Raw genomic sequence first — 24,268 nt, forward strand, 5'->3', positions numbered from 1 at the left:
TCAGATATATGAAATATTAAATTGATGTATATTTGAAAACATATAATAAATTCAATATAATGTATGAACGATACATTAAAATAACACTAAGTAATTTTTTGGGGTGATTTTAAAAAATGAAAAATAAACAAGGATTTCTTCCTAATTTACTTAATAAATATGGTATTAGGAAGCTCTCAGCTGGTACAGCATCCTTACTAATAGGCGCAACGCTAGTGTTTGGTATTAATGGACAAGTTAAAGCAGCTGAAACGGACAATACCTTCTCTCAAAATGAAGATAATAAAACAAACGATAGCAAATCGAGTGATGAAGAACTGGTTAAATCAGAAGATGATCAAATTAGTAACACATCAGCAGATACGACTTTAGAATCAGAATTTGAACAAAATAACAATCCATCTTCTATTGAAGAATCAACTAATCGGAATGATGAAGATACGCTTAGTCAAAGAACATCGACTGAAACTGAAACGGATACCCACGTTAAATCTGCAGACAACCAGACAACCAATGAAACCACTAACAAAAATGATGACAACGCAACGACAAATCATACAGAAAGTACTTCAGACGAATCAACGTACCAATCAGATGATTTAAATACAACTCAACACGATAACTCCAATACTAATCAAGATACGCAATCAACATTAAATCCTACTTCTAAAGAATCTTCCAACAAGGACGAAGCTACGAGTTCCACACCAAAAGAATCTACTAATATTGAAAAGACTAGCTTATCAAACGATACAAATCATCAAACCACTGACGAAGTAAACCATTCAGATAGCAATAATATGACGAATAGTACTCCAAATGACATAGAAAATGAACTAGATACAACACAGTTAACAAGTCATGATGAGAGTCCTTCACCACAAAGTGATAATTTCACTGGTTTTACCAATTTAATGGCGACACCGCTTAATTTAAGAAATGATAATTCAAGAATTAATTTGCTTGCTGCTACTGAGGACACAAAACCTAAAACGTATACAAAACCTAATAATTCCGAGTATTCATATTTATTAAATGACCTTGGTTATGATGCGACAACTGTTAAAGAAAATAGTAATTTACGTCACGCTGGTATTTCACAGTCACAAGATAACACTGGAAGTGTCATTAAATTAAATTTAACTAAATGGCTCTCTCTTCAAAGTAACTTTGTGAATGGTGGTAAAGTTAATTTATCATTTGCTCAAAGTGATTTCTACACTCAAATTGAGTCAATCACTTTAAGTGGTGTGAAAATGGATACTACTAATAATGGTCAAAATTGGAGCGCACCTATAAATGGAAGTACTGTTAATAGTGGGGAAATCGGTTCAGTGACAAATCATGAAATTCTCATCACATTAAAGAATTCACAAACATTATCTAGCTTAGGCTATTCAAATAATAGACCTGTGTATTTAACACATACTTGGACAACTAATGATGGCGCCATCGCAGAAGAGAGTATACAAGTCGCCTCTATCACACCAACGCTTGATAGTAAAGCACCAAATACAACTCAAAAATCAGGTTTTACAGCTGGCAGAGTGATTAATAAAATCAAATATGATAGTTCTCAAAAGAGTATAAAATCAGTACATACATTTAAACCAAATGAGAACTTTTTACAAACTGATTATAGAGCAGTACTTTATGTTAAAGAACAAGTGAATAAAGAACTGATACCGTATATAGACCCTAATTCAGTGAAATTATATGTTTCGGACCCAGATGGAAAACCTATTAGCCAAGATCGTTACGTGAATGGGTCGATTGATAATGATGGATTATTTGATAGTAGTAAGATTAATGAAATTTCTATTAAGAATAACAATACGTCAGATCAACTTAGTAATGCTAGAACTAGTTTAGATAAGAATGTGTTTTTTGGGACGCTCGGTCAATCTAGAAGCTATACAATTTCTTATAAATTAAAAGATGGCTACACGCTTGAAAGTATTGCATCAAAAGTAAGTGCAAGAGAAACTTTTGATTCATGGATGGAAGTAGACTACTTAGATTCTTACGATTCGGGAGCACCTAACAAACGTCTATTTGGTTCTTATGCGTCATCATATATAGACATGATAGATAGAATTGCTCCTGTAGCGCCGAAAGCCAATAATATTACAACTGAAGACACTTCAATCAAGGGAACGGCTGAAGCTGATACAAATATTAATTTAACATTTAGTGATGGTCGCACACTTAATGGCAAAGTAGATACTAATGGAAATTTCTCCATTACAATACCTAGTGATTACGTTCTTACAGGAAAAGAAACAATTAAAATAACATCAATAGATAAAGGAGATAACGTATCACCTGCTATCACAATATCTGTAATTGATAAAACGCCACCAGCAGTAAAAGCAATAAGCAATAAAACGCAAGAAGTTAACACAGCATTTAACCCATTTATAATTGAAGCAACAGACAACAGTGGAGATAAGGTAATGCACGATGTGCGCGGACTTCCAGCTGGAGTGACATTTAATAACAGTTCAAATATGATAAGTGGCACACCAACAGATGTTGGTTTATACACAGTGACAGTGATATCAAGAGATGTAAAAGGAAACGAAACGGAAACATCGTTTAAGATAAATGTTGTAGATACAACAAAACCAACGGTTGAAAGTGTTGCGGATCAAACACAAGAGGTTAACACAGAAATTGAGCCAATTAAGATAGAAGCAACAGACAATAGTGGCCAAACAGTAATGAATAAAGTGGAAGGTCTACCTGACGGTGTAACATTTGATGAAGCAACCAATACAATTAGCGGTACACCAAGTGAAGTAGGCAGTTACACAGTGACGGTAACGACAACGGATGAGAGTGGCAACGCAACAGAAACAACATTTACAATCAATGTAGAAGATACGACAAAACCAACGGTTGAAAGTGTTGCAGATCAAACACAAGAAGTTAATACAGAAATTACTCCGATTAAGATAGAGGCGAGAGACAATAGTGGCCAAGCCGTAACAAATAAAGTAGAAGGTTTACCTGACGGTGTAACGTTTGATGAAACGACGAATACAATCAGTGGTACGCCAAGTGAAGTGGGTAGTTACACAGTGACGGTAACAACAACAGATGAGAGTGGTAATTCTGAAACAACAACATTCACAATTGATGTGAAAGACACGACAAAACCGACGGTTGAAGATATTGTAGATCAAACGCAAGAAGTTAACACAGAAATTACTCCGATTACAATAGAGTCAGAAGATAACAGTGGCCAAGCCGTAACAAATAAAGTAGAAGGCCTACCTGACGGCGTAACGTTTGATGAAACAACAAACACAATCAGTGGTACGCCAAGTGAAGTGGGTAGTTACACAGTGACGGTAACGACAACAGATGAGAGTGGTAACTCTGAAACAACAACATTCACAATTGATGTGGAAGATACGACAAAACCAACGGTTGAAAGTGTTGCGGATCAAAAACAAGAAGTTAATACAGAGATTGAGCCAATTAAGATAGAAGCAACAGACAATAGTGGTCAAGGGGTAACGAATAAAGTAGACGGCTTACCTGCTGGTGTAACATTTGATGAAGCAACGAACACAATCAGCGGTACGCCAAGCGAAGTAGGTAGTTACGATATTAAAGTAACGACAACAGATGAGAGTGGTAATTCTGAAACGACAACATTCACAATTGATGTAGAAGATACGACAAAACCGACGGTTGAAGATATTGCGGATCAAACGCAAGAAGTTAACACAGAAATTACTCCGATTAAGATAGAGGCGACAGACAATAGTGGTCAAACAGTAACGAATAAAGTGGACGGCTTACCTGACGGTGTAACATTTGATGAAGCAACGAACACAATCAGTGGTACGCCAAGTGAAGTGGGTAGTTACGATATTAAAGTGACGACAACAGATGAAAGTGGTAACGCAACAGAAACAACATTCACAATTGATGTGGAAGATACATCAAAACCAACGGTTGAAAGTGTTGCAGATCAAACACAAGAAGTTAATACAGAAATTACTCCGATTAAGATAGAGGCGAGAGACAATAGTGGCCAAGCCGTAACAAATAAAGTAGACGGCTTACCAGCTGGTGTAACATTTGATGAAGCGACGAATACAATTAGTGGTACGCCAAGTGAAGTGGGTAGTTACGATGTTACGGTAACGACAACGGATGAGAGTGGTAACGCAACAGAAATAACATTCACAATCAATGTAGAAGATACGACAAAACCGACGGTTGAAGATATTGCAGATCAAACGCAAGAGGTTAACACAGAGATTACTCCGATTAAGATAGAAGCAACAGACAATAGTGGTCAAGGGGTAACAAATAAAGTAGAAGGCCTACCTGACGGCGTAACGTTTGATGAAACAACAAACACAATCAGTGGTACACCAAATGAAGTGGGTAGTTACACAGTGACGGTAACGACAACAGATGAGAGTGGTAACGCAACAGAAACAACATTCACAATTGATGTGGAAGATACGACAAAACCAACGGTTGAAAGTATTGCGGATCAAACGCAAGAGATTAATACAGAAATTGAGCCAATTAAGATAGAAGCAACAGACAATAGTGGTCAAGGGGTAACGAATAAAGTAGACGGCTTACCTGCTGGTGTAACATTTGATGAAACGACGAATACAATCAGTGGTACACCAAGTAAAGTAGGTAGTTACGATATTACAGTAACGACAACGGATGAGAGTGGTAATTCTGAAACAACAACATTTACAATTAATGTAGAAGATACGACAAAACCAACGGTTGAAAGTGTTGCGGATCAAACACAAGAGGTTAACACAGAAATTGAGCCGATTAAGATAGAGGCGAAAGATAATAGTGGCCAAGCCGTAACGAATAAAGTAGACGGTTTACCGGCTGGTGTAACGTATGATGAAGTGACGAACACAATCAGTGGAACACCAAGTGAAGTAGGCAGTTACACAGTGACGGTAACGACAACGGATGAAAGTGGTAACGCAACAGAAACAACATTCACAATTGATGTGAAAGACACGACAAAACCGACGGTTGAAGATATTGCAGATCAAAAACAAGAAGTTAATACAGAGATTGAGCCAATTAAGATAGAAGCAACAGACAATAGTGGTCAAGCGGTAACGAATAAAGTAGAAGGCCTACCTGACGGCGTAACGTTTGATGAAACAACAAACACAATCAGTGGTACACCAAGTGAAACGGGTAGTTACACAGTGACGGTAACGACAACGGATGAGAGTGGTAATTCTGAAACAACAACATTCACAATTGATGTGGAAGATACGACAAAACCGACGGTTGAAAGTGTTGCGGATCAAACGCAAGAAGTTAACACAGAAATTACTCCGATTAAGATAGAGGCGAGAGACAATAGTGGCCAAACAGTAACGAATAAAGTAGACGGTTTACCTAACGGTGTAACGTTTGATGAAACAACAAACACAATCAGCGGAACACCAAGTGAAGTGGGTAGTTACGATATTAAAGTGACGACAACAGATGAGAGTGGCAACGAAACAGAAACAACATTCACAATTGATGTGGAAGATACGACTAAACCAACGGTTAAAGATATTGCGGATCAAACACAAGAGGTTAATACAGAAATTGAGCCGATTAAGATAGAGGCGACAGACAACAGTGGCCAAGCAGTAACAAACAAAGTAGACGGCTTACCTGCTGGTGTAACATTTGATGAAGCGACGAATACAATTAGTGGAACACCAAGTGAAGTAGGTAGTTACACAGTGACAGTAACGACAACGGATGAGAGTGGTAACGCAACAGAAACAACATTCACAATTGATGTAGAAGATACGACTAAACCAACGGTTGAAAGTGTTGCGGATCAAACACAAGAGGTTAACACAGAAATTACTCCGATTACAATAGAGTCAGAGGATAACAGTGGCCAAGCCGTAACGAATAAAGTGGACGGCTTACCTGACGGTGTAACATTTGATGAAGCAGCGAACACAATCAGTGGTACGCCAAGTGAAGTGGGTAGTTACGATATTAAAGTGACGACAACAGATGAAAGTGGTAACGCAACAGAAACAACATTCACAATTGATGTGGAAGATACATCAAAACCAACGGTTGAAAGTGTTGCGAATCAAACACAAGAAGTTAACACAGAGATTACTCCGATTAAGATAGAAGCAACAGACAATAGTGGTCAAACAGTAACAAATAAAGTGGAAGGTCTACCTGACGGCGTAACATTTGATGAAGCAACAAACACAATCAGCGGTACACCAAATGAAGTCGGTAGTTACGATATTAAAGTGACGACAACGGATGAGAGTGGTAACGCAACAGAAACAACATTCACAATCAATGTAGAAGATACGACAAAACCGACGGTTGAAGATATTGCAGATCAAACGCAAGAAGTTAACACAGAAATTACTCCGATTACAATAGAGTCAGAAGATAACAGTGGCCAAGCCGTAACGAATAAAGTAGACGGCTTACCGGCTGGTGTAACATTTGATGAAGCAACGAACACAATCAACGGTACGCCAAGCGAAGTAGGTAGTTACGATGTTACGGTAACAACAACAGATGAGAGTGGTAATTCTGAAACAACAATATTTACAATTGATGTGAAAGATACAACAAAACCAACGGTTGAAAGTGTTGCAGATCAAACACAAGAAGTTAATACAGAAATTGAGCCGATTAAGATAGAGGCGAGAGACAATAGTGGCCAAGCCGTAACGAATAAAGTAGACGGCTTACCGGCTGGTGTAACATTTGATGAAGCAACGAACACAATTAGCGGTACACCAAATGAAGTGGGTAGTTACGATATTAAAGTAACGACAACGGATGAGAGTGGTAATTCTGAAACAACAATATTTACAATTGATGTGAAAGATACAACAAAACCAACGGTTGAAAGTGTTGCAGATCAAACACAAGAAGTTAATACAGAAATTGAGTCGATTAAGATAGAGGCGAGAGACAATAGTGGCCAAGCCGTAACGAATAAAGTAGACGGCTTACCGGCTGGTGTAACATTTGATGAAGCAACGAACACAATTAGCGGTACACCAAATGAAGTGGGTAGTTACGATATTAAAGTAACGACAACGGATGAGAGTGGTAATTCTGAAACAACAATATTTACAATTGATGTGAAAGATACAACAAAACCAACGGTTGAAAGTGTTGCAGATCAAACACAAGAAGTTAATACAGAAATTGAGTCGATTAAGATAGAGGCGAGAGACAATAGTGGCCAAGCCGTAACGAATAAAGTAGACGGCTTACCGGCTGGTGTAACATTTGATGAAGCAACGAACACAATCAGTGGTACGCCAAGTGAAGTAGGCAGTTACACAGTGACGGTAACGACAACAGATGAGAGTGGTAATTCTGAAACAACAACATTCACAATTGATGTGGAAGATACGACAAAACCGACGGTTGAAGATATTGCAGATCAAACACAAGAAGTTAATACAGAAATAGATCCAATTAAGATAGAAGCAACAGACAATAGTGGCCAAGCCATAACAAATAAAGTAGACGGCCTACCTGACGGCGTAACGTTTGATGAAGTGACGAATACAATTAGCGGTACACCAAGTAAAGTAGGTAGCTACACAGTGACAGTAACAACAACAGATGAGAGTGGTAATTCTGAAACAACAACATTCACAATTGATGTGGAAGATACATCAAAACCAACGGTTGAAAGTGTTGCGGATCAAACACAAGAAGTTAATACAGAGATTGAGCCAATTAAGATAGAAGCAACAGACAATAGTGGTCAAGCCGTAACAAATAAAGTAGACGGCCTACCTGACGGTGTAACATTTGATGAAACGACGAATACAATCAGTGGTACGCCAAGTGAAGTGGGTAGTTACGATGTTACGGTAACAACAACAGATGAGAGTGGCAACGCAACAGAAACAACATTTACAATTAATGTAGAAGATACGACAAAACCAACGGTTGAAAGTATTGCGAATCAAACGCAAGAGGTTAATACAGAAATTACTCCGATTACAATAGAGTCAGAGGACAACAGTGGCCAAGCCGTAACGAATAAAGTAGACGGCTTACCTGACGGTGTAACATTTGATGAAGCAACGAATACAATTAGTGGAACACCAAGTGAAGTGGGTAGTTACACAGTGACGGTAACGACAACGGATGAGAGTGGTAATTCTGAAACAACAACATTTACAATTGAAGTGAAAGATACAACAAAACCGACGGTTGAAAGTGTTGCGGATCAAACACAAGAGGTTAACACAGAAATTGAGCCGATTAAGATAGAAGCAACAGACAATAGTGGTCAAGCGGTAACGAATAAAGTGGACGGCTTACCTGACGGTGTAACATTTGATGAAGCAACAAACACAATCAGCGGAACACCAAATGAAGTGGGTAGTTATGGTATTACAGTAACGACAACAGATGAGAGTGGCAACGTAACAGAAACAACGTTCACAATTGATGTGAAAGATACAACAAAACCAACGGTTGAAAGTGTTGCAGATCAAACACAAGAAGTTAATACAGAAATTGAGCCGATTAAGATAGAGGCGAAAGATAATAGTGGCCAAGCCGTAACAAATAAAGTAGAAGGTTTACCTGATGGTGTAACGTTTGATGAAGCAACGAACACAATCAGCGGCACACCAAGTGAAGTGGGTAGTTACACAGTGACGGTAACGACAACGGATGAGAGTGGTAATTCTGAAACAACAACATTTACAATTGAAGTGAAAGATACAACAAAACCGACGGTTGAAGATATTGCGGATCAAACACAAGAAGTTAATACAGAAATTGAGCCGATTAAGATAGAGGCGAAAGATAATAGTGGCCAAGCCGTAACAAATAAAGTAGACGGCTTACCGGCTGGTGTAACATTTGATGAAGCAACGAACACAATCAGTGGTACACCAACTGAGGTAGGAAAATATCTAATCACTATTACAACGATAGACAAAGATGGCAATACCGCTACCACAACCTTGACTATCAATATCATCGATACGACAGCACCAGAGCAACCAACAATCAATAAAGTAACGGAGAACTCCACAGAAGTTAGTGGTCGAGGTGAACCTGGAACAATAGTAGAAGTAACATTCCCAGACGGTAACAAAGTAGAAGGTAAAGTAGATAGTGATGGCAACTATCATATTCAAGTACCGTCAGAGACAACGTTGAAAGGTGGACAACCACTACAAGTCATCGCAATTGATAAAGCAGGAAACAAATCGGAAACAACAACTACGACTGTCATCGATACGACAGCACCAGAGCAACCAACAATCAATAAAGTGACAGAGAACTCTACAGAAGTTAGTGGTCGAGGTGAACCTGGAACAATAGTAGAAGTAACATTCCCAGACGGTAACAAAGTAGAAGGTAAAGTAGATAGTGATGGCAACTATCATATTCAAATACCATCTGACGAGAAATTTAAAGTGGGACAACAATTGATTGTAAAAGTTGTTGACGAAGAAGGAAATGTATCTGAACCTTCTATAGCAACAGTTCACGAAGAAGATAAGAATAGTGAAAAACCTGGAACAGTAACTGATACTGTAACAAAGAATAATTCGAAATCACTTAAGCATAAGGCGTCAGAACAGCAAAGTTATCATAACAAATCAGAAAAAATAATGAGTGTTAATAAACCGACAAAGATTGTTGAAAAAGATATGTCAACTTATGATTATTCAAGATATTCGAAAGACATAAGTAATAAAAATAATAAATCAGCAACATTTGAACAACAAAATGTGTCTGATATCAATAACAATCAATATAGTCGAAATAAAGTGAATCAACCTGTTAAAAAATCTAGAACAAATGAGATAAATAAAGATTTACCACAAACAGGTGAGGAAAACCTCAATAAAAGTACTTTATTTGGTACTTTAGTCGCTAGTCTAGGTGCATTACTTTTATTCTTTAAACGACGCAAAAAAGATGAAGATGGTAAAGAATAGACATCTTAAAGTATAAGAGATACTGTGTATTATTTAAGTTTATCTCTAAACCACACACAAATATTTATAAAACACTCCCAGTAAAGAAAGCATTTAAAATGTGACCTTTACTGGGAGCTTTTTAGTTATATCATATTGTTTTTTAATGAAAGAGTTACAGGGTATAAATTATTTTGTAAACGTGATTTTAGGCGAAGTACCTAAGCCTTCTTTACTTATAGCATTAAAAACCAATTTTTTTGAATTAATAAGAATCATTTCAATAATGATATTCGGATTGTCTACATTACTTAAAATTATTTTTCTGGAATCTTCATTTATTAACGTACAAACGTAATTAGGTGTTATCTCTTTATTAAATGTAATATTTAATGGTGAAGTTTCTACTTCTACAGGGTGCCAAATACCTTCTAATGTATGGAACCAACAAATTTCTTGATATTTTGAATCATCACTTACGATGTTAATGTTGTTGTAATTATGCATAAGCACACCTTTCTATATTAATAACCATAAATTGATGCATACCATTCATAGTGATCGCCATTTGATACTGGAATGATATTACTATGTGCATCTTGAGTCATGAAACCATTGTCCCATGGGTTCCAAATTAAAATGACTTCTTGTCCGTGGTTAACTTTAGCATTACCAGCCACAGCCATGGCATGTCCAGCGTGAATACCATCGCTTGATTCAACACGCTTACCTAATACAGCTATACCTTGATTATTAGTTGTTAATTGGTCTACTTCATTATATGAAGTCATTCTATTAAGATATTGAGTATTTCTGCCTTGTGATCTACCAAAACGAAGCATCTCGTTAGATGTTAGTCCTGTAAATTGGAAGTCGTGACCTCTTAAATTAGGATGTAAATATCTCATTACTGATTCTGCATTATATCGATTTGTGTTATATGTGGCATTGAGTAGTGCTGACATAGTATAGCCGGCACACCAACTATTATACCCTTGTGTTTCGCGTATTCTGAAATTCTTTAATTGATTTACATATTCTGCGTGAATTTCATTTCGCGTACTTTGATATTCTAAAGTTGGTTTTGTTACTGATGCAGTTTGTTTAAAATCATTTAAATCTTTAGGTTTAGTGGATTTAGTGGCATTTTCATATGTTTTTTCATTATTACGTGGCGTTTTAAGCACAAGTGTCACTTTACCATCTTCAGTAAGTGCAAAATATCCTTTTGTATTAGTCAAAATTGTTATCTTTTGATTTTTATATTGATTTAATATTTTAGAAAGAAATGGAGAAACATTAATGGAATAATTGTTTTGCTGTTTTGAAGCTTTAGAATTTGAAGGATTAGGAGAAATTGTTACTACATAAACGACATCTCCTTTTTTATTGAGCACTGGATAATAATAATTGCCGTCGCTTTCCTTATTAAATTTATAAATTTTAAAAGGTTCACCAAGTGTATACGATGTTGCTTTGTGGTTGGAAGCTTTATCTAATAAAGCTACACGAGATAAATATTGTTCTTCAGCAAGTTTGCGAACTGCATTTGGAACGTCTTTATTACTGACAGTGACTTTAGTTGTTTTTTGGTTTGCACCATCCTTTTGTGGTAACGAGTCGGCGTGAGCACTATTGAAAAATAGGCCAAGTGCTAAACTTAGCGTAAAAGCAAGCATAATGGTAATCATATAACTTAATTTTTTCTTCATAAAAAAGTACTCCTTTACTAAAGTTTTTTGCAACTCTTTCAAACTGAATATAACATTTATTTTAAAATATAATTCATTTATTTCCTAAACGTTAAGTTATAATACTTATACGTTAAATATATAAATTGAACAAAATCAAATTGATATAAATTATAATAAAATAATGGATGGATTTAGTGACATGATGTCTATACTTTTAACACGACTATGAAGCAAATGTTTATAATTATCACTTCTAATTATTATCAAGTGTTCATGCTTTTTCATCATGTGTAATGAAAGACATTTTCAATATATGTTATCAATCAATTTTAATGTTGTGTATAAACATAATAATTATATGTAAGTATTGATTATTTTTAATAATTTAAAATTTAAAGTTTACAAAGTTTTAATAAATAACCTAAAGTAATTTATATTTTTATGTTAATCTATACATAACAGTTATATTTTCATATTTTATAGGGGAAAAAACTTATAGAGGTGATTTTTTTGAAAAATAATAATGAAACAAGAAGATTTAGCATTAGGAAGTACACGGTGGGAGTCGTGTCAATCATTACTGGGATTACAATATTTGTCAGTGGTCAGCATGCTCAAGCTGCTGAAATGACACAATCATCATCAGATTCTAACGAACAGTCACAACAAACAGAACAAGTTGAACAAAAAGAAGATACAACTCATTTATCTTACGAATTGAATCAAGAGGGTGAGACAGCGAGCCAATCAAAGACTAATCAAGAGAATCAATCTGATGGCAATGTACAAAAAAAGGATAATCAAATACAACAAGATTCAAGACAAACGTCACCATTAAATGACCAAAAACAAACTTCAATGGAACAACAATCAAAAGACAATCATGTTACCCCAAATTCACGTCAGGATACATATCCAAAAGGCCAAAATCAAGATGATAAAGACAAACAACAGTTTAAAGATAATCAACACTCACAAACAGAACATCAACCTAATACTCAAAACCAAAATAATGATCAAGATTCATCAGATAAAAAGCAACACCCATCTGATCAAACTCAAGCCTCATCTTTAAAAGGAACACAACCTAAACAATCACAGTCTATAGAAGATAGAGATAAAACAGTAAAACAACCATCTTCTAAAGTACACAAAATAGGTAACACAAAAACTGATAAAACAGTTAAAACAAATCAAAAAAAGCAACCATCATTAACTTCACCACGCGTTGTGAAATCAAAACAAACTAAACATATCAATCAACTTACTGCGCAAGCTCAATATAAAAATCAATATCCAGTCGTGTTTGTACATGGATTTGTAGGTTTAGTCGGTGAAGATGCATTCAGCATGTACCCAAATTATTGGGGTGGTACTAAATATAACGTGAAACAAGAACTTACAAAATTAGGTTACCGCGTTCACGAAGCCAATGTAGGGGCATTTAGCAGCAATTATGACCGTGCTGTTGAACTGTATTATTATATTAAAGGAGGACGAGTAGATTATGGTGCAGCACATGCTGCAAAATATGGTCACAAACGCTATGGCAGAACATATGAAGGCATCATGCCTGATTGGGAACCAGGTAAAAAGATACATCTTGTTGGACATAGTATGGGAGGCCAAACGATACGTTTGATGGAACATTTTTTAAGAAATGGAAATCAAGAAGAAATAGACTACCAACGTCAATATGGTGGTACGGTATCTGATTTGTTTAAGGGTGGACAAGATAACATGGTGTCTACGATTACTACATTAGGAACACCTCATAATGGCACACCTGCTGCAGATAAACTAGGGTCGACTAAATTTATTAAAGATACAATTAATAGAATTGGAAAAATTGGTGGAACTAAAGCGCTCGATTTAGAACTAGGTTTTTCTCAATGGGGCTTCAAACAGCAACCTAATGAATCATATGCTGAATATGCAAAACGTATAGCGAATAGTAAAGTTTGGGAAACTGAAGATCAGGCTGTAAATGATTTAACAACTGCTGGAGCAGAAAAGTTAAACCAAATGACAACATTGAATCCTAATATCGTCTATACATCGTATACAGGTGCTGCAACACATACTGGACCATTAGGCAATGAAGTGCCGAATATTAGACAATTCCCACTATTCGATTTAACAAGTCGTGTGATAGGTGGAGATGACAATAAAAATGTTAGAGTAAATGATGGCATAGTACCTGTGTCTTCTTCACTACATCCAAGTGATGAAGCATTTAAGAAGGTAGGTATGATGAACCTGGCAACTGACAAGGGTATTTGGCAAGTGAGACCCGTACAATATGATTGGGATCATCTAGATTTAGTCGGCTTAGATACTACTGATTATAAGCGAACTGGTGAAGAATTAGGTCAATTCTATATGAGTATGATAAATAATATGTTGAAAGTCGAAGAGTTAGATGGTATTACACGTAAGTAGCGATTAAAAGAACGATAATATCCTCATTAGATGTATGATTGCGGTACATTTAATGAGGTTTTTTGATTGTTTCGCCGAAAAAAATATATAAATAAATTAAATTGAATGTGTATGAATGATTTGATAATATAAAAGTTAATTTTTATATAAATATATATATCAATAATTGATTTATTTAATAAATGTATACAATAATAGAGAGATGTGAAAAGATGAAATATTATGGGAAGTTCCTTTGTGGCATTAGCTTTTTAATATTAACGTGTTTTATTGGCGGATGTAGATTTATGAATAAAGAAAATAAGAAAGAAGCGGAAATTAAAGAAAGTTTCCACAAAACATTAAGTATGTATCCAATTAAAAATTTAGAAGACTTATACGATAAAGAAGGCTATCGTGATGAAGAATTTGAAAAGAGAGACAAAGGGACATGGATTATTAATTCAGAAAAAAGGTCAAGCGATGAAATCTAGAGGTATGGTTTTGTATATAAATAGAAATACTAGAAAAACGACTGGCCATTTTTATACAAGTATAATTACAGAAGATAAAAAGGGGAGAGTGCACAGTAAAGATAAAAAATACCCCGTTCAACTTAAGAACAATAAAATTGAACCGACTAAACCAATCGCCGATGAAACATTAAAAAATGAAATTAAAAACTTTCAGTTTTTCTCTCAATATGGGGATTTTAAAAATTTAAAAGACTACAAGAATGGAAATGTGTCTTATAATCCAAACGTACCAAGTTATTCGGCAGAATATCAATTAAGTAATGAAGATGACAATGTGAAACAGTTAAGAAAAAGATATAACATCCCGACAAAGAAAGCACCAAAATTAATATTAAAAGGTGATGGTGATCTTAAAGGTTCATCTATAGGTTATAAAGAAATCGAGTTTTCTTTTGTTGACAACAAAGAACAAAGCATCTACTTTGCGGATAGTGTGGAATTGAATCCAAGTGAGGTAAATAATGAGTAGAAGTAAGCATGGAATCAGATTAAAAACGTAAACGTTAATAAAAAATGAACTATAGAAATATTGAAATAATTACAACAAACCTCTAAATGAACAAAAGTCATTTAGAGGTTTGTTTATGTATAAAGTTTAACTGATGATAATTGAGAGATGTGTTTTTATAAATCAAGTTGTATTTGTTTTAAATGTTTGCCTATAACAATAAGGTGCAATGGTACATCAGCTTTAAGTTGAATGGGTGATAATTCAATATTTCCTTGTGCATACTGTACTAAATAAACGTGTTGCTGATCTGAAAAACGAACAAACCCTTTGACACGGTAAACATCTTGAGGCAAGTTATCTAACGCACTAATCATTTCTTCTTTTGTTTGTAGCCTAGGATTTTCAATGAATTGATGATTTATATTACTATGCAAAGTGCCACATGCATTTGAATTTATATGTGTTGGCTCTAGCAGTGATTTTAAATTTAATTCTCCAAATTGACCAACTTGAATATTGGCATCGCTATTAATGCGTTCGAGGTGACGTAGCAAGCGAGCGGTTTCTTCTACCTCTACTTTATCTATTTTATTAATAAATAAAGTTGAACAATGACGCAGTTGTTCATAAAATAAAGCGACAATGTCACGTGGATAAGATTTAATTTGTGCATACATGCTTGCATCTATCATTCCGACCATACTCCTTAAAGTGATAAAAGGTGCAAGTACGGGCGTGAAGCATGCATCGACGACAGCTAGTGGTTCAGCTACACCACTACATTCAATAAAGATGATATCTGGTTGATATTTTAAGTATAGTTCATGTAGTTGCTGTGATACGTCTGATTTCATTGCACAACAAATGCATCCTTCAGTGATTTCACTCATAGGTACTTTAGGATGATTTATAAGTTGGCCATCTACACTTAATTTTCCAAATTCATTCATGATAACGGCAGTATTTAAATTGTTTTCAAGTGCATCAGCGATTAAATGATTGAGTGTTGAGGTCTTGCCACTTCCTAAAAAGCCACTGACAATAATGATTTCCATAACATCACTCCTAAGTCTGAAATTTTAGCTATGCTTAACATTGCTATGACTAGTACGATGACGCAAAGGGTGGACGATACCATTTGTTTCATTATCATTTTAATTCCTAGAATTGAACCGAGCCGTCGTATGAGCATCGTCATTGTTACTGAACATGCTGTAAATGTTGAACTAAAAAAGACTAGCAACAATAATTGGAATGCCGAAAGTCTTTGAATTAAAGTACCGCCATTCGTATTAAACAACAACATCCCATCCTTACGTATCATTGAAAACAGAATACCTGGTGCAAGCTGTGTAGGTACATCTAGTAGCCATAATAAAGGTATGAATGCATTTGCTATAAAAGTCAAAATAGGCGTAAGAGACAATAGACTTACAATAAGGCAAATTCCTATAAAAATAGGTAAGGCTTGTACAATAAACATTGCAATACTTCTCCAAGCTGCTTTCATGAGTAGCTTTGGTTTGGGCCAACGTACAGGTTGTCGTTGAAAAACAGACTGTGTTGTCATATGTGTTTGATGACTATACCATAGTTTGTTATGTATGATTCCACCTATGAATATCATGCATAAATATGGCAAAAATAACCAAGATTTTTGGCTTGCGTTGAATATCGATAATGTTGCCCCAATTTGGTAACTGCAGGCAGTCCCAAAACTTACCAAGCTCATGCATTGTACTTTGGTACATTGATGACATTGATGAGTAGCTTGAGTAATAGCAGCAGCATTACAACCAAAGCCTTCTAACAAGGGGATGATATCTGCCCCATGAAGACCTAGTCGTAACATCGTAGGTTCGATAGACCAAACGAGATGATGCTTTAAATGACTGATATCTACAAGCGCTGTGGATAAACTAATCATAAAAACAACTGGTAACGCCCAGATAAACGAATATGTGCCTAAGGAGATGACACCATAATGACCGAATAAAATATGTTGCAATTTATCCTCTTGAAATAATGATATTTGAGATAGTTTTGATAACCAGGGTGCCACATAATGTTGTAATCCGTCTGAAATGTGATAAGACAAGTAGATGGGTAAAGCAAACATGAGTATGATAAAGCACCACCCATAAATAATATTGTGAAAACGAGGATGGTATACTTTGCTCTCCTTAACAAAAGTACGCAATGTTTTAATGATATTTAAACTATGAAGTGGCGATGAAGGGACACCGTGTTGTAATGAAATATCTAATTGGTGTTTGATAATGTAACGTTTTAACAAAACTTGTTGGCTAGAGGTTAATTTGTCATAACCTTCAATGATCAACTCATGTGCATCATCTGGAATGTCAGTAAACGTCCCATCACGTAAATTAAAGGTTACTGTTAACATGTGCAATTCACATCACAACAATGATAATCGTCTAGAAACATATTTTTTTGACGATACGACTGAATTAACGACGTATCTTCAGGTAAGCCTTCGCGTAGGCTTACTATGCGTGCTAATACTGCAAAACGTGCTCTGAATTTATATATGTAACAAAGGATAGCATTTTGATGACGTACAGTAGCACCAATTAAAAATACATTAGGAAACTTTGTAGACTCGTCCAATTCTGTTAACTGAATTTCTGATTGTCGTATTTGAAATAGCTGCTCTATTAAAGGATTTTGGGTGACATCAAATCCAGTTGCGATAATCGGTTCAGTATGAGAGTGAACAATATGCCCATTATCAAAGTGTATCTTATAGGAATGATCTTGATATGTTACTTTGTGTGCTCGGTAGCCCACATGCATTTCAATTAATGCACCTTCTTGTATAGCGTTCTGTAATCGCTGTTGAGTATATGGTGATAATCTTATACTTGGGTCTGCATCTTCCTTATTAAGTCCAGTTTTAGATGTATATATTGATATTCTTGCGCCTGTTTGACTAAGGTTTATGGCAGCATCAAAAGCACTCTCATTACCACCAATGATTGTAAAAGCATCACCTTTTAATTGAGTGAATGTTTGAATTTCACTGTAATGACGTCCATATGAAAAAGGATGATATGGGAATGAATAGTCTCCAGTTGCTATAAATATATAATCTGCGGTATATACACCATAGTCCGTTGATACATGATATACACCATCTATGTATGTTACACGTGAAACATTGGTGTTTGTTTTGACATTTAGATTGTAATGCGTAGCTACTAGTGAGAGGTATTCAGCATAACGTTTTCCAGATAAATGTTCTTCATTGAAAGTGAAGGCAGGTGATGTATCTTTAGCTATTGCATTCATATCTGGCATGCCAAAACCATTAGTTGTAAATGATGGTGTGATGGTCTTTGTTGATAGAGGCCAATGTTTAAATGAATGACCGATGGTTCCCTTTTCAACAATTAGAACATTTTTAATATTGAATTCTTGTAAAGTGATTGCCATACCCAGGCCAGCGGCTCCTGCGCCGATGATAATGATGCGATGATGAGACATGGTAACACATCCTTTCTCATTTTCGTTTCTATAAAACGTAATTATTACGATTTAAAAGTATAGCGATAATTAAGTCACTTTTCAAATGAAAAAGAAACAGTAGGTTTATGGATTTTCTTGAACATATTGTGCATGAATCTATCAAATTGAAAAAATTTGTTTTTTTCAGACTTTTTAGAGATTAAATATTACCGTTGACAATAATAAAAAATAATGTAAATATTAAAGCGTAACAATTTCGATTTAGGAGATGTACACATGTATAAAAAAGGTTTAATTATATTTTTTGTAGCAGTTTTAGCATTATCACTAGCTGCTTGCGGTAAAGATGGTCATCAGCAATCATCTGATCATAAAGGAAAGTTAGATGTAAAGACGACAGTGTATCCACTTAAATCATTTGCACAGCAAATCGGTGGAAAATATGTAAATGTTGAATCGGTTTATCCTAAAGGCGTAGATCCACATACATATGATCCAAGTCAAAAACAAATGGTAGATATTGGGAAATCTGACTTATTCTTATATACTGGTGATAACTTAGATCCCGTAGCTAAGAAAATCGCTAAAGCTATAAATGATAAAGATAAGACACTATCACTAGAATCAGCTTTAGATAAAAATAAGGATTTATTAAAAGGCGAAGAACATGAGCATGAGCACGGAGAAGATCACGAACATGGCGAAGCACATGAAGATGAACACGAACATGAACATCATCACCATGGAAAATACGACCCACACATTTGGTTGGATCCTGTAGTAAGTCAAAAATTTGCTAAAGCAATTAAAGATGAATTGGTGGAAAAAGATAGCAAGCATAAATCTTATTATGAAAAGAATTACAAGCAACTCGTTAAAGAATTAAAAGACTTAGATAAAGATATGAAACACGCTGTGAAAGGTAATGAAGATAAAACGGTTTATATTTCACATGACTCTATTGGTTATTTAGCAGAGCGTTATCATTTTGAACAAGAAGGCATTGAAAATATGAATGCGGAAGAACCAAGTCAAAAAGATTTAACAAATATTGTTAAACAAATTAAAGAGGATAAAGTGAAAAATATTTTAATAGAAGAAAATGTATCTCATAAAGTAGCAGATACGGTAAGAAAAGAGACTAATGCGAAAACAATTCAATTTTACAATATGGGTTCACACACAAAACAACAAGATGATGACAACAATACTTACCAATCATTTATGAAAAAAAATATTAAAGCCATTGAAAAAGCGCTAAAAAACGAATAAATCAATCAAAATTATAGAAAAGACGACACCAAAGAAACATTGACAGAAATGATTTGTTCAGATGTGGAAGTATTTTCGATTGATTGAGTTGATTACTTATGAAGGTAAAAGGCTGTCAACTCTAGTTAGTTTTGTGAGAGTGGAATAAAGAATTCTGTATGGATTCTGTTCCACTCTTTTTTTATTAAAAAGATTCAAAGAAGTATAATTTAAAAGAGTGAAATTTATTCTTTGATTAATATTTGATATAATTGTGAACATTTAAATAAGCAAAAACCATATATTTGAAATTATGTTAATGTAAATATAGAAACTAAAGTAATCATTTTTATTTAAAAGTAGATTTTAATTTTTATATACATATTAGCGTTGTGGGATAGGTGGAAAGGGGGAGTCAAAAGGTGAAAACGCTAATGATTAAAGCAATGGGGACGGTGATACGTTTATCGATTGAGCATCAATATTCGGATACATTACTTCAAGAAGCTGAAATAAAAATTCGTGCTTGGGAATCACAATTTAGTGCTAATGATCCGAAATCAGATTTGATGAATGTGAATCAGCATGCAGGTATCGCACCAGTCAAGGTTAGTTCTGAGATGTTTAACATGATACGTTATGGTTATGAAACTACATTATCTTCTAATTTCAAGATGAACATTTTGATAGGGCCACTCGTCAAATTATGGAAAATTGGTTTTAAAGATGCATTGAAACCTAAAGAAGAGGATATACAACGTGCTTTATTGTGTATGAATCCTGAAAATCTTGTTCTAAATTCAAAAACACATGAAGTATTTCTTACACAATCAGGAATGGAGATTGATTTAGGAGCTATAGTTAAAGGCTATTTTGCTGATCAATTACAGCAATACTTTTTATCTCATGGTGTATCTTCTGCCATTATCGATTTAGGTGGTAATGTTTTAACAATTGGTAGACAACCCAAAACATTAGAAAAATGGCATGTAGGTGTACGTAATCCATTTCATAAGGATGCACTACCACTCGTTACATTAAACGTAGAGCATCAATCAGTTGTTACATCAGGTATCTACGAACGTTACTTCATACAGGAAAATCAATTATTTCATCATATATTGGATTCAACAACAGGTTATCCTGTAGATAATGATATCGCTAGCGTGACAATCATATCTGATCATGGGATTGATGGCGAGGTATGGAGTACAATTTGTAGTTTTGGTCAATCACAAAAAAATATTGAATTATTAAATATCATTGACGGTATTGAAGGCATTATTGTGACAAGAGATGGAAGCGTTTTAATGACTTCGAAAATGCAAAAGTATTTATAAAAATTTAAAGAATACTCATGAAGAGTATTTTATTTTTAAACAATAATGTGAAAATATTCACAAATAACTAGGAGGATTTGCTATGAGTAAGGAAATATTCGATACTTTCAAATTTAAAAGTGGTGCCGAATTAAAAAATAGAGTATTAATGGCGCCCATGACTATCCAAGCTGGGTATTTTGATGGAAGTGTTACATCAGAAATGATTGATTATTATCAATTTAGAGCTGGTGATGCTTCAGCAATCATTGTTGAAAGTTGTTTTGTTGAAAATCACGGACGAGGATTTCCGGGAGCTATAGGTATTGATAATGATGATAAAATACCTGGACTCAAACGTTTAGCAGAAGCGATTCAAGCTAAGGGATCAAAAGCGATTTTGCAACTTTATCATGCCGGAAGAATGGCAAATCCTAAATTTAATGAAGGAGAGCAGCCGATATCTGCAAGCCCCATTGCAGCATTAAGACCCGATGCAGTACCACCTAGAGAAATGACATATGCTCAAATCAATGAGATGATTGATGACTTTGGAGAGGCTACACGTCGCGCTATAGAAGCGGGGTTTGATGGTGTCGAAATTCATGGTGCCAACACATACTTATTACAACAGTTTTTCTCTCCACATTCTAATCGGAGAAAAGATTCATGGGGAGGCAGTCGTGAAAAACGTACACGATTTCCAATCGAAGTTTTAACAAAGGTTCAACATGTCGTTGCTGAAAAAGAGGCTTCTCATTTTATTATAGGATATCGATTCTCACCTGAAGAAATTGAAGAACCAGGCATACGTTTTGAAGATACTATGTTTTTACTAAATACATTAGCAGAATATGAACCTGATTATTTCCATATATCTGCAAACAGTTATCAACGTACATCTATTGTGAATCAAGAAGATACAGAACCTTTAATTAATAAGTACATCAAAATGCAAAGTGCACAGTTGGCAAAAATTCCATTAATTGGTGTAGGTAGTATTGCCCAACGACAAGATGCAGAACATGCCCTTGAACTAGGATATGATCTTTTAAGTGTTGGGAAAGCCTATTTAGTGGAACCACAATGGACAGATAAAATTTCACAAAACGAAGAAGTAGAACAATTTGTCGATATACATGATCAGAAAGTACTTCACATACCATCCCCTTTATGGAAAGTAATGGACTTCATGATTTTAGATAAAGAAGAAGAGCATCGTAAATATGAAAGATTAAAAGCACTTCAAAATAAAAAAGTTAAATTTAACAAAGGTACGTATCATGTCTATGCAAAAGGTCATAATGGCAACCTACCTATGAAAGTTCAATTATCAGAAGATAAGATTGTAAGTATCGAGGTAGATGATAGCGGAGAATCTGAAGGTATAGCGAACCCAGTGTTTGAACGTTTACCGCAAGATATTATCAATGGGCAAACACTGAATGTAGATGTCATTTCAGGTGCGACAGTAACAAGTGAGGGCATCGTGCAAGGTATTGCAGATGCAATTGAACAAGCAGGAGAAGATCCAGATATTTTACGGGCGCGTCCTAAACCGGTCGTTCAGTGGTCTGATGAGGTCGTTGAAGAGACGACTGACGTCGTTGTGATTGGTACAGGAGGTGCTGGACTCAGTGCAGCTGCTACGGTATTAGATGAAGGAAAAGAAGTCATCATGCTTGAGAAATTTGCGGCTATAGGTGGCAATACTATCCGTACAGGTGGTCAAGTCAACGCTGCTGAGCCTAAATGGCAAAATGCATTCCCGGCACTTGCTGGTGAAAGAGAGACACTCTTACAATTATTAAATCATGATGAAAATGATATAGATGAAGCTTACATTGAAGATTTCAATACTTTAAAACGTCAAATTAAAGACTATCTTGAAAATAGCAGTAATGAAAATGAATATCTTTTTGATTCTGTCGAATTACATCGTATTCAAACATATTTAGGTGGTAAACGTAAAGATCGTAATAATGTCGAAATTTCAGGTGATTATGATTTAGTTAAAACACTCACAGATAACGTTTTGGAATCAGTATATTGGTTGAAAGACAAAGGTGTTCATTTTGATCGTTCGTTTGTGGATATGCCTGTGGGTGCTTTATGGCGTCGTGGTCATAAACCAATGAAAGCACAAGGTTTAGAGTACATTGAAAATTTAGGAGACTACGTTAAACGTAATCATGGTCGTATTTTTACAGAAACTACTGCAGAAAAGTTAATCAAAGAAGGTAATCAAGTCGTTGGTATTGAAGCACGTAAAGCAAATGGTGCTAAAGTTAAGATTCATACACGTCATGGTGTAGTGTTGGCTACAGGTGGCTTTGGAGCGAATACAAAAATGCTACAACAATATAATACGTATTGGGATAATATTCCTGATGACATTAAGACAACGAATTCTCCTGCAATTACAGGTGATGGTATACGTTTAGGTGTGCAGGCAGGCGCTGACATCGTAGGTATGGGATTCTCTCAAATGATGCCGATTTCTGATCCGAAGACAGGTGCATTGTTTACTGGATTAATCGTAACACCTTCAAACTTTGTCTTCGTTAATAAGGAAGGACAACGTTTTGTTAACGAATTTGAAAGTAGAGATGTATTATCTAAGGCAGCATTAGAACAAAAAGACGGTATCTTCTATATTATTGCAGATGCAAATATTAAAGCACTAGCTATGAATACAACTGAGGACAAAATTAATCAAGAATTAGAAGACGGCACTTTAGTAAAAGCAGATACCTTAGAAGCATTAGCCCAAAAATTAAACATTGATACAACTACTTTTGTGAACACGATTGAAAGATATAATACCTTCGTAGAACAAGGACAAGATGAGGATTTCAATAAAAATGCATTTGATTTAAAAATTGAAAAAGCACCATTCTACGCGACACCACGTAAACCTGCAATACATCATACTATGGGTGGTTTAAAAATAAACACGCAAGCACAAGTTATAGATGTTGAAGGTCATATCATTGAAGGTTTATATGCGGCTGGTGAAGTTGCCGGTGGTATTCATGCTGGTAACCGTTTAGGCGGAAATGCACTGGCAGATATTTTTACTTTTGGTCGCATTGCCGGTCAAAGTGCTGTAACGAAATAAATGATGGAAGAGTAG

At 35.3% G+C, this 24,268-nt stretch carries 10 protein-coding genes and 1 pseudogene; 6 read left to right on the plus strand and 5 right to left on the minus strand.

Translation table 11 applies throughout. The features are described 5' to 3' along the window. Positions 1 to 116: 116 nt before the first annotated feature. Positions 117 to 9,992, plus strand: a complete 9,876-nt coding sequence (locus NST35_RS00580; protein WP_340747223.1) for a putative Ig domain-containing protein — start codon at positions 117 to 119, stop codon at positions 9,990 to 9,992. 168 nt (positions 9,993 to 10,160) lie between these two features. Here the strand turns inward: NST35_RS00580 and NST35_RS00585 are convergent, their stop codons facing one another. Both NST35_RS00585 and NST35_RS00590 read right to left on the minus strand, forming a co-directional pair. Continuing rightward, entirely contained in the window at positions 10,161 to 10,478 is a 318-nt protein-coding gene (locus tag NST35_RS00585) for a staphostatin A (protein ID WP_001830557.1), read from the minus strand. A gap of 17 nt (positions 10,479 to 10,495) precedes the next feature. Then, positions 10,496 to 11,683 carry a cysteine protease staphopain gene (locus tag NST35_RS00590; RefSeq protein ID WP_002458135.1) on the minus strand — a complete coding sequence of 396 codons (1,188 nt, stop codon included), beginning with the start codon at positions 11,681 to 11,683 and terminating at the stop codon, positions 10,496 to 10,498. Positions 11,684 to 12,175: 492 nt separating this feature from the next. On the opposite strand from NST35_RS00590, the gene gehD reads away from it, so the two are divergent. Both gehD and NST35_RS00600 read left to right on the plus strand, forming a co-directional pair. Then, a complete protein-coding gene (gehD, locus tag NST35_RS00595) occupies positions 12,176 to 14,107 on the plus strand; it encodes a YSIRK domain-containing triacylglycerol lipase GehD (protein WP_032603008.1) in 1,932 nt (643 codons plus the stop codon). Positions 14,108 to 14,319: 212 nt separating this feature from the next. Next, positions 14,320 to 15,091, plus strand: a pseudogene (locus NST35_RS00600) (tandem-type lipoprotein). Positions 15,092 to 15,246: 155 nt separating this feature from the next. Here the strand turns inward: NST35_RS00600 and NST35_RS00605 are convergent. The 3 genes from NST35_RS00605 to NST35_RS00615 are packed head-to-tail and all read right to left on the minus strand — an operon-like array spanning position 15,247 to position 18,580. Further along, positions 15,247 to 16,128 (minus strand): CobW family GTP-binding protein, encoded by an 882-nt coding sequence (locus tag NST35_RS00605; protein ID WP_002458131.1) that lies wholly within the window; start codon positions 16,126 to 16,128, stop codon positions 15,247 to 15,249. After that, positions 16,098 to 17,480, minus strand: a complete 1,383-nt coding sequence (locus NST35_RS00610; RefSeq protein ID WP_002458130.1) for a nucleoside recognition domain-containing protein — start codon at positions 17,478 to 17,480, stop codon at positions 16,098 to 16,100. The genes NST35_RS00605 and NST35_RS00610 overlap by 31 nt, the downstream gene beginning before the upstream one ends. Further along, positions 17,474 to 18,580, minus strand: coding sequence for an NAD(P)/FAD-dependent oxidoreductase (locus NST35_RS00615; protein ID WP_002458129.1), 1,107 nt, complete (start codon positions 18,578 to 18,580; stop codon positions 17,474 to 17,476). The genes NST35_RS00610 and NST35_RS00615 overlap by 7 nt, the downstream gene beginning before the upstream one ends. Before the next feature lie 258 nt (positions 18,581 to 18,838). Here NST35_RS00615 and NST35_RS00620 point away from each other — a divergent pair, with 258 nt between their 5' ends. The 3 genes from NST35_RS00620 (at position 18,839) to NST35_RS00630 (ending at position 24,253) form a co-directional block, all read left to right on the plus strand. Further along, a complete protein-coding gene (locus NST35_RS00620; RefSeq protein WP_002490184.1) occupies positions 18,839 to 19,834 on the plus strand; it encodes a metal ABC transporter solute-binding protein, Zn/Mn family in 996 nt (331 codons plus the stop codon). 413 nt (positions 19,835 to 20,247) lie between these two features. Next, positions 20,248 to 21,153 carry an FAD:protein FMN transferase gene (locus NST35_RS00625; RefSeq protein WP_002458127.1) on the plus strand — a complete coding sequence of 302 codons (906 nt, stop codon included), beginning with the start codon at positions 20,248 to 20,250 and terminating at the stop codon, positions 21,151 to 21,153. 82 nt (positions 21,154 to 21,235) lie between these two features. Continuing rightward, positions 21,236 to 24,253: an NADH-dependent flavin oxidoreductase gene (locus tag NST35_RS00630; RefSeq protein ID WP_002458126.1), complete on the plus strand. Its 3,018-nt coding sequence runs from the start codon at positions 21,236 to 21,238 to the stop codon at positions 24,251 to 24,253. Positions 24,254 to 24,268: the final 15 nt, after the last annotated feature.

It is taken from the genome of Staphylococcus sp. FSL W8-0304 (assembly GCF_038006565.1).
Classification (GTDB): Bacteria; Bacillota; Bacilli; order Staphylococcales; family Staphylococcaceae; genus Staphylococcus; species Staphylococcus epidermidis.

Bases quoted from the DNA above. Each gene is read 5' to 3' on its own strand.
- NST35_RS00580 (WP_340747223.1), top strand. From the start codon at position 117: ATGAAAAATAAACAAGGATTTCTTCCTAATTTACTTAATAAATATGGT.
- NST35_RS00585 (WP_001830557.1), bottom strand. From the start codon at position 10,478: ATGCATAATTACAACAACATTAACATCGTAAGTGATGATTCAAAATAT.
- NST35_RS00590 (WP_002458135.1), bottom strand. From the start codon at position 11,683: ATGAAGAAAAAATTAAGTTATATGATTACCATTATGCTTGCTTTTACG.
- NST35_RS00605 (WP_002458131.1), bottom strand. From the start codon at position 16,128: ATGGAAATCATTATTGTCAGTGGCTTTTTAGGAAGTGGCAAGACCTCA.
- NST35_RS00610 (WP_002458130.1), bottom strand. From the start codon at position 17,480: ATGTTAACAGTAACCTTTAATTTACGTGATGGGACGTTTACTGACATT.
- NST35_RS00615 (WP_002458129.1), bottom strand. From the start codon at position 18,580: ATGTCTCATCATCGCATCATTATCATCGGCGCAGGAGCCGCTGGCCTG.
- NST35_RS00620 (WP_002490184.1), top strand. From the start codon at position 18,839: ATGTATAAAAAAGGTTTAATTATATTTTTTGTAGCAGTTTTAGCATTA.
- NST35_RS00625 (WP_002458127.1), top strand. From the start codon at position 20,248: ATGATTAAAGCAATGGGGACGGTGATACGTTTATCGATTGAGCATCAA.
- NST35_RS00630 (WP_002458126.1), top strand. From the start codon at position 21,236: ATGAGTAAGGAAATATTCGATACTTTCAAATTTAAAAGTGGTGCCGAA.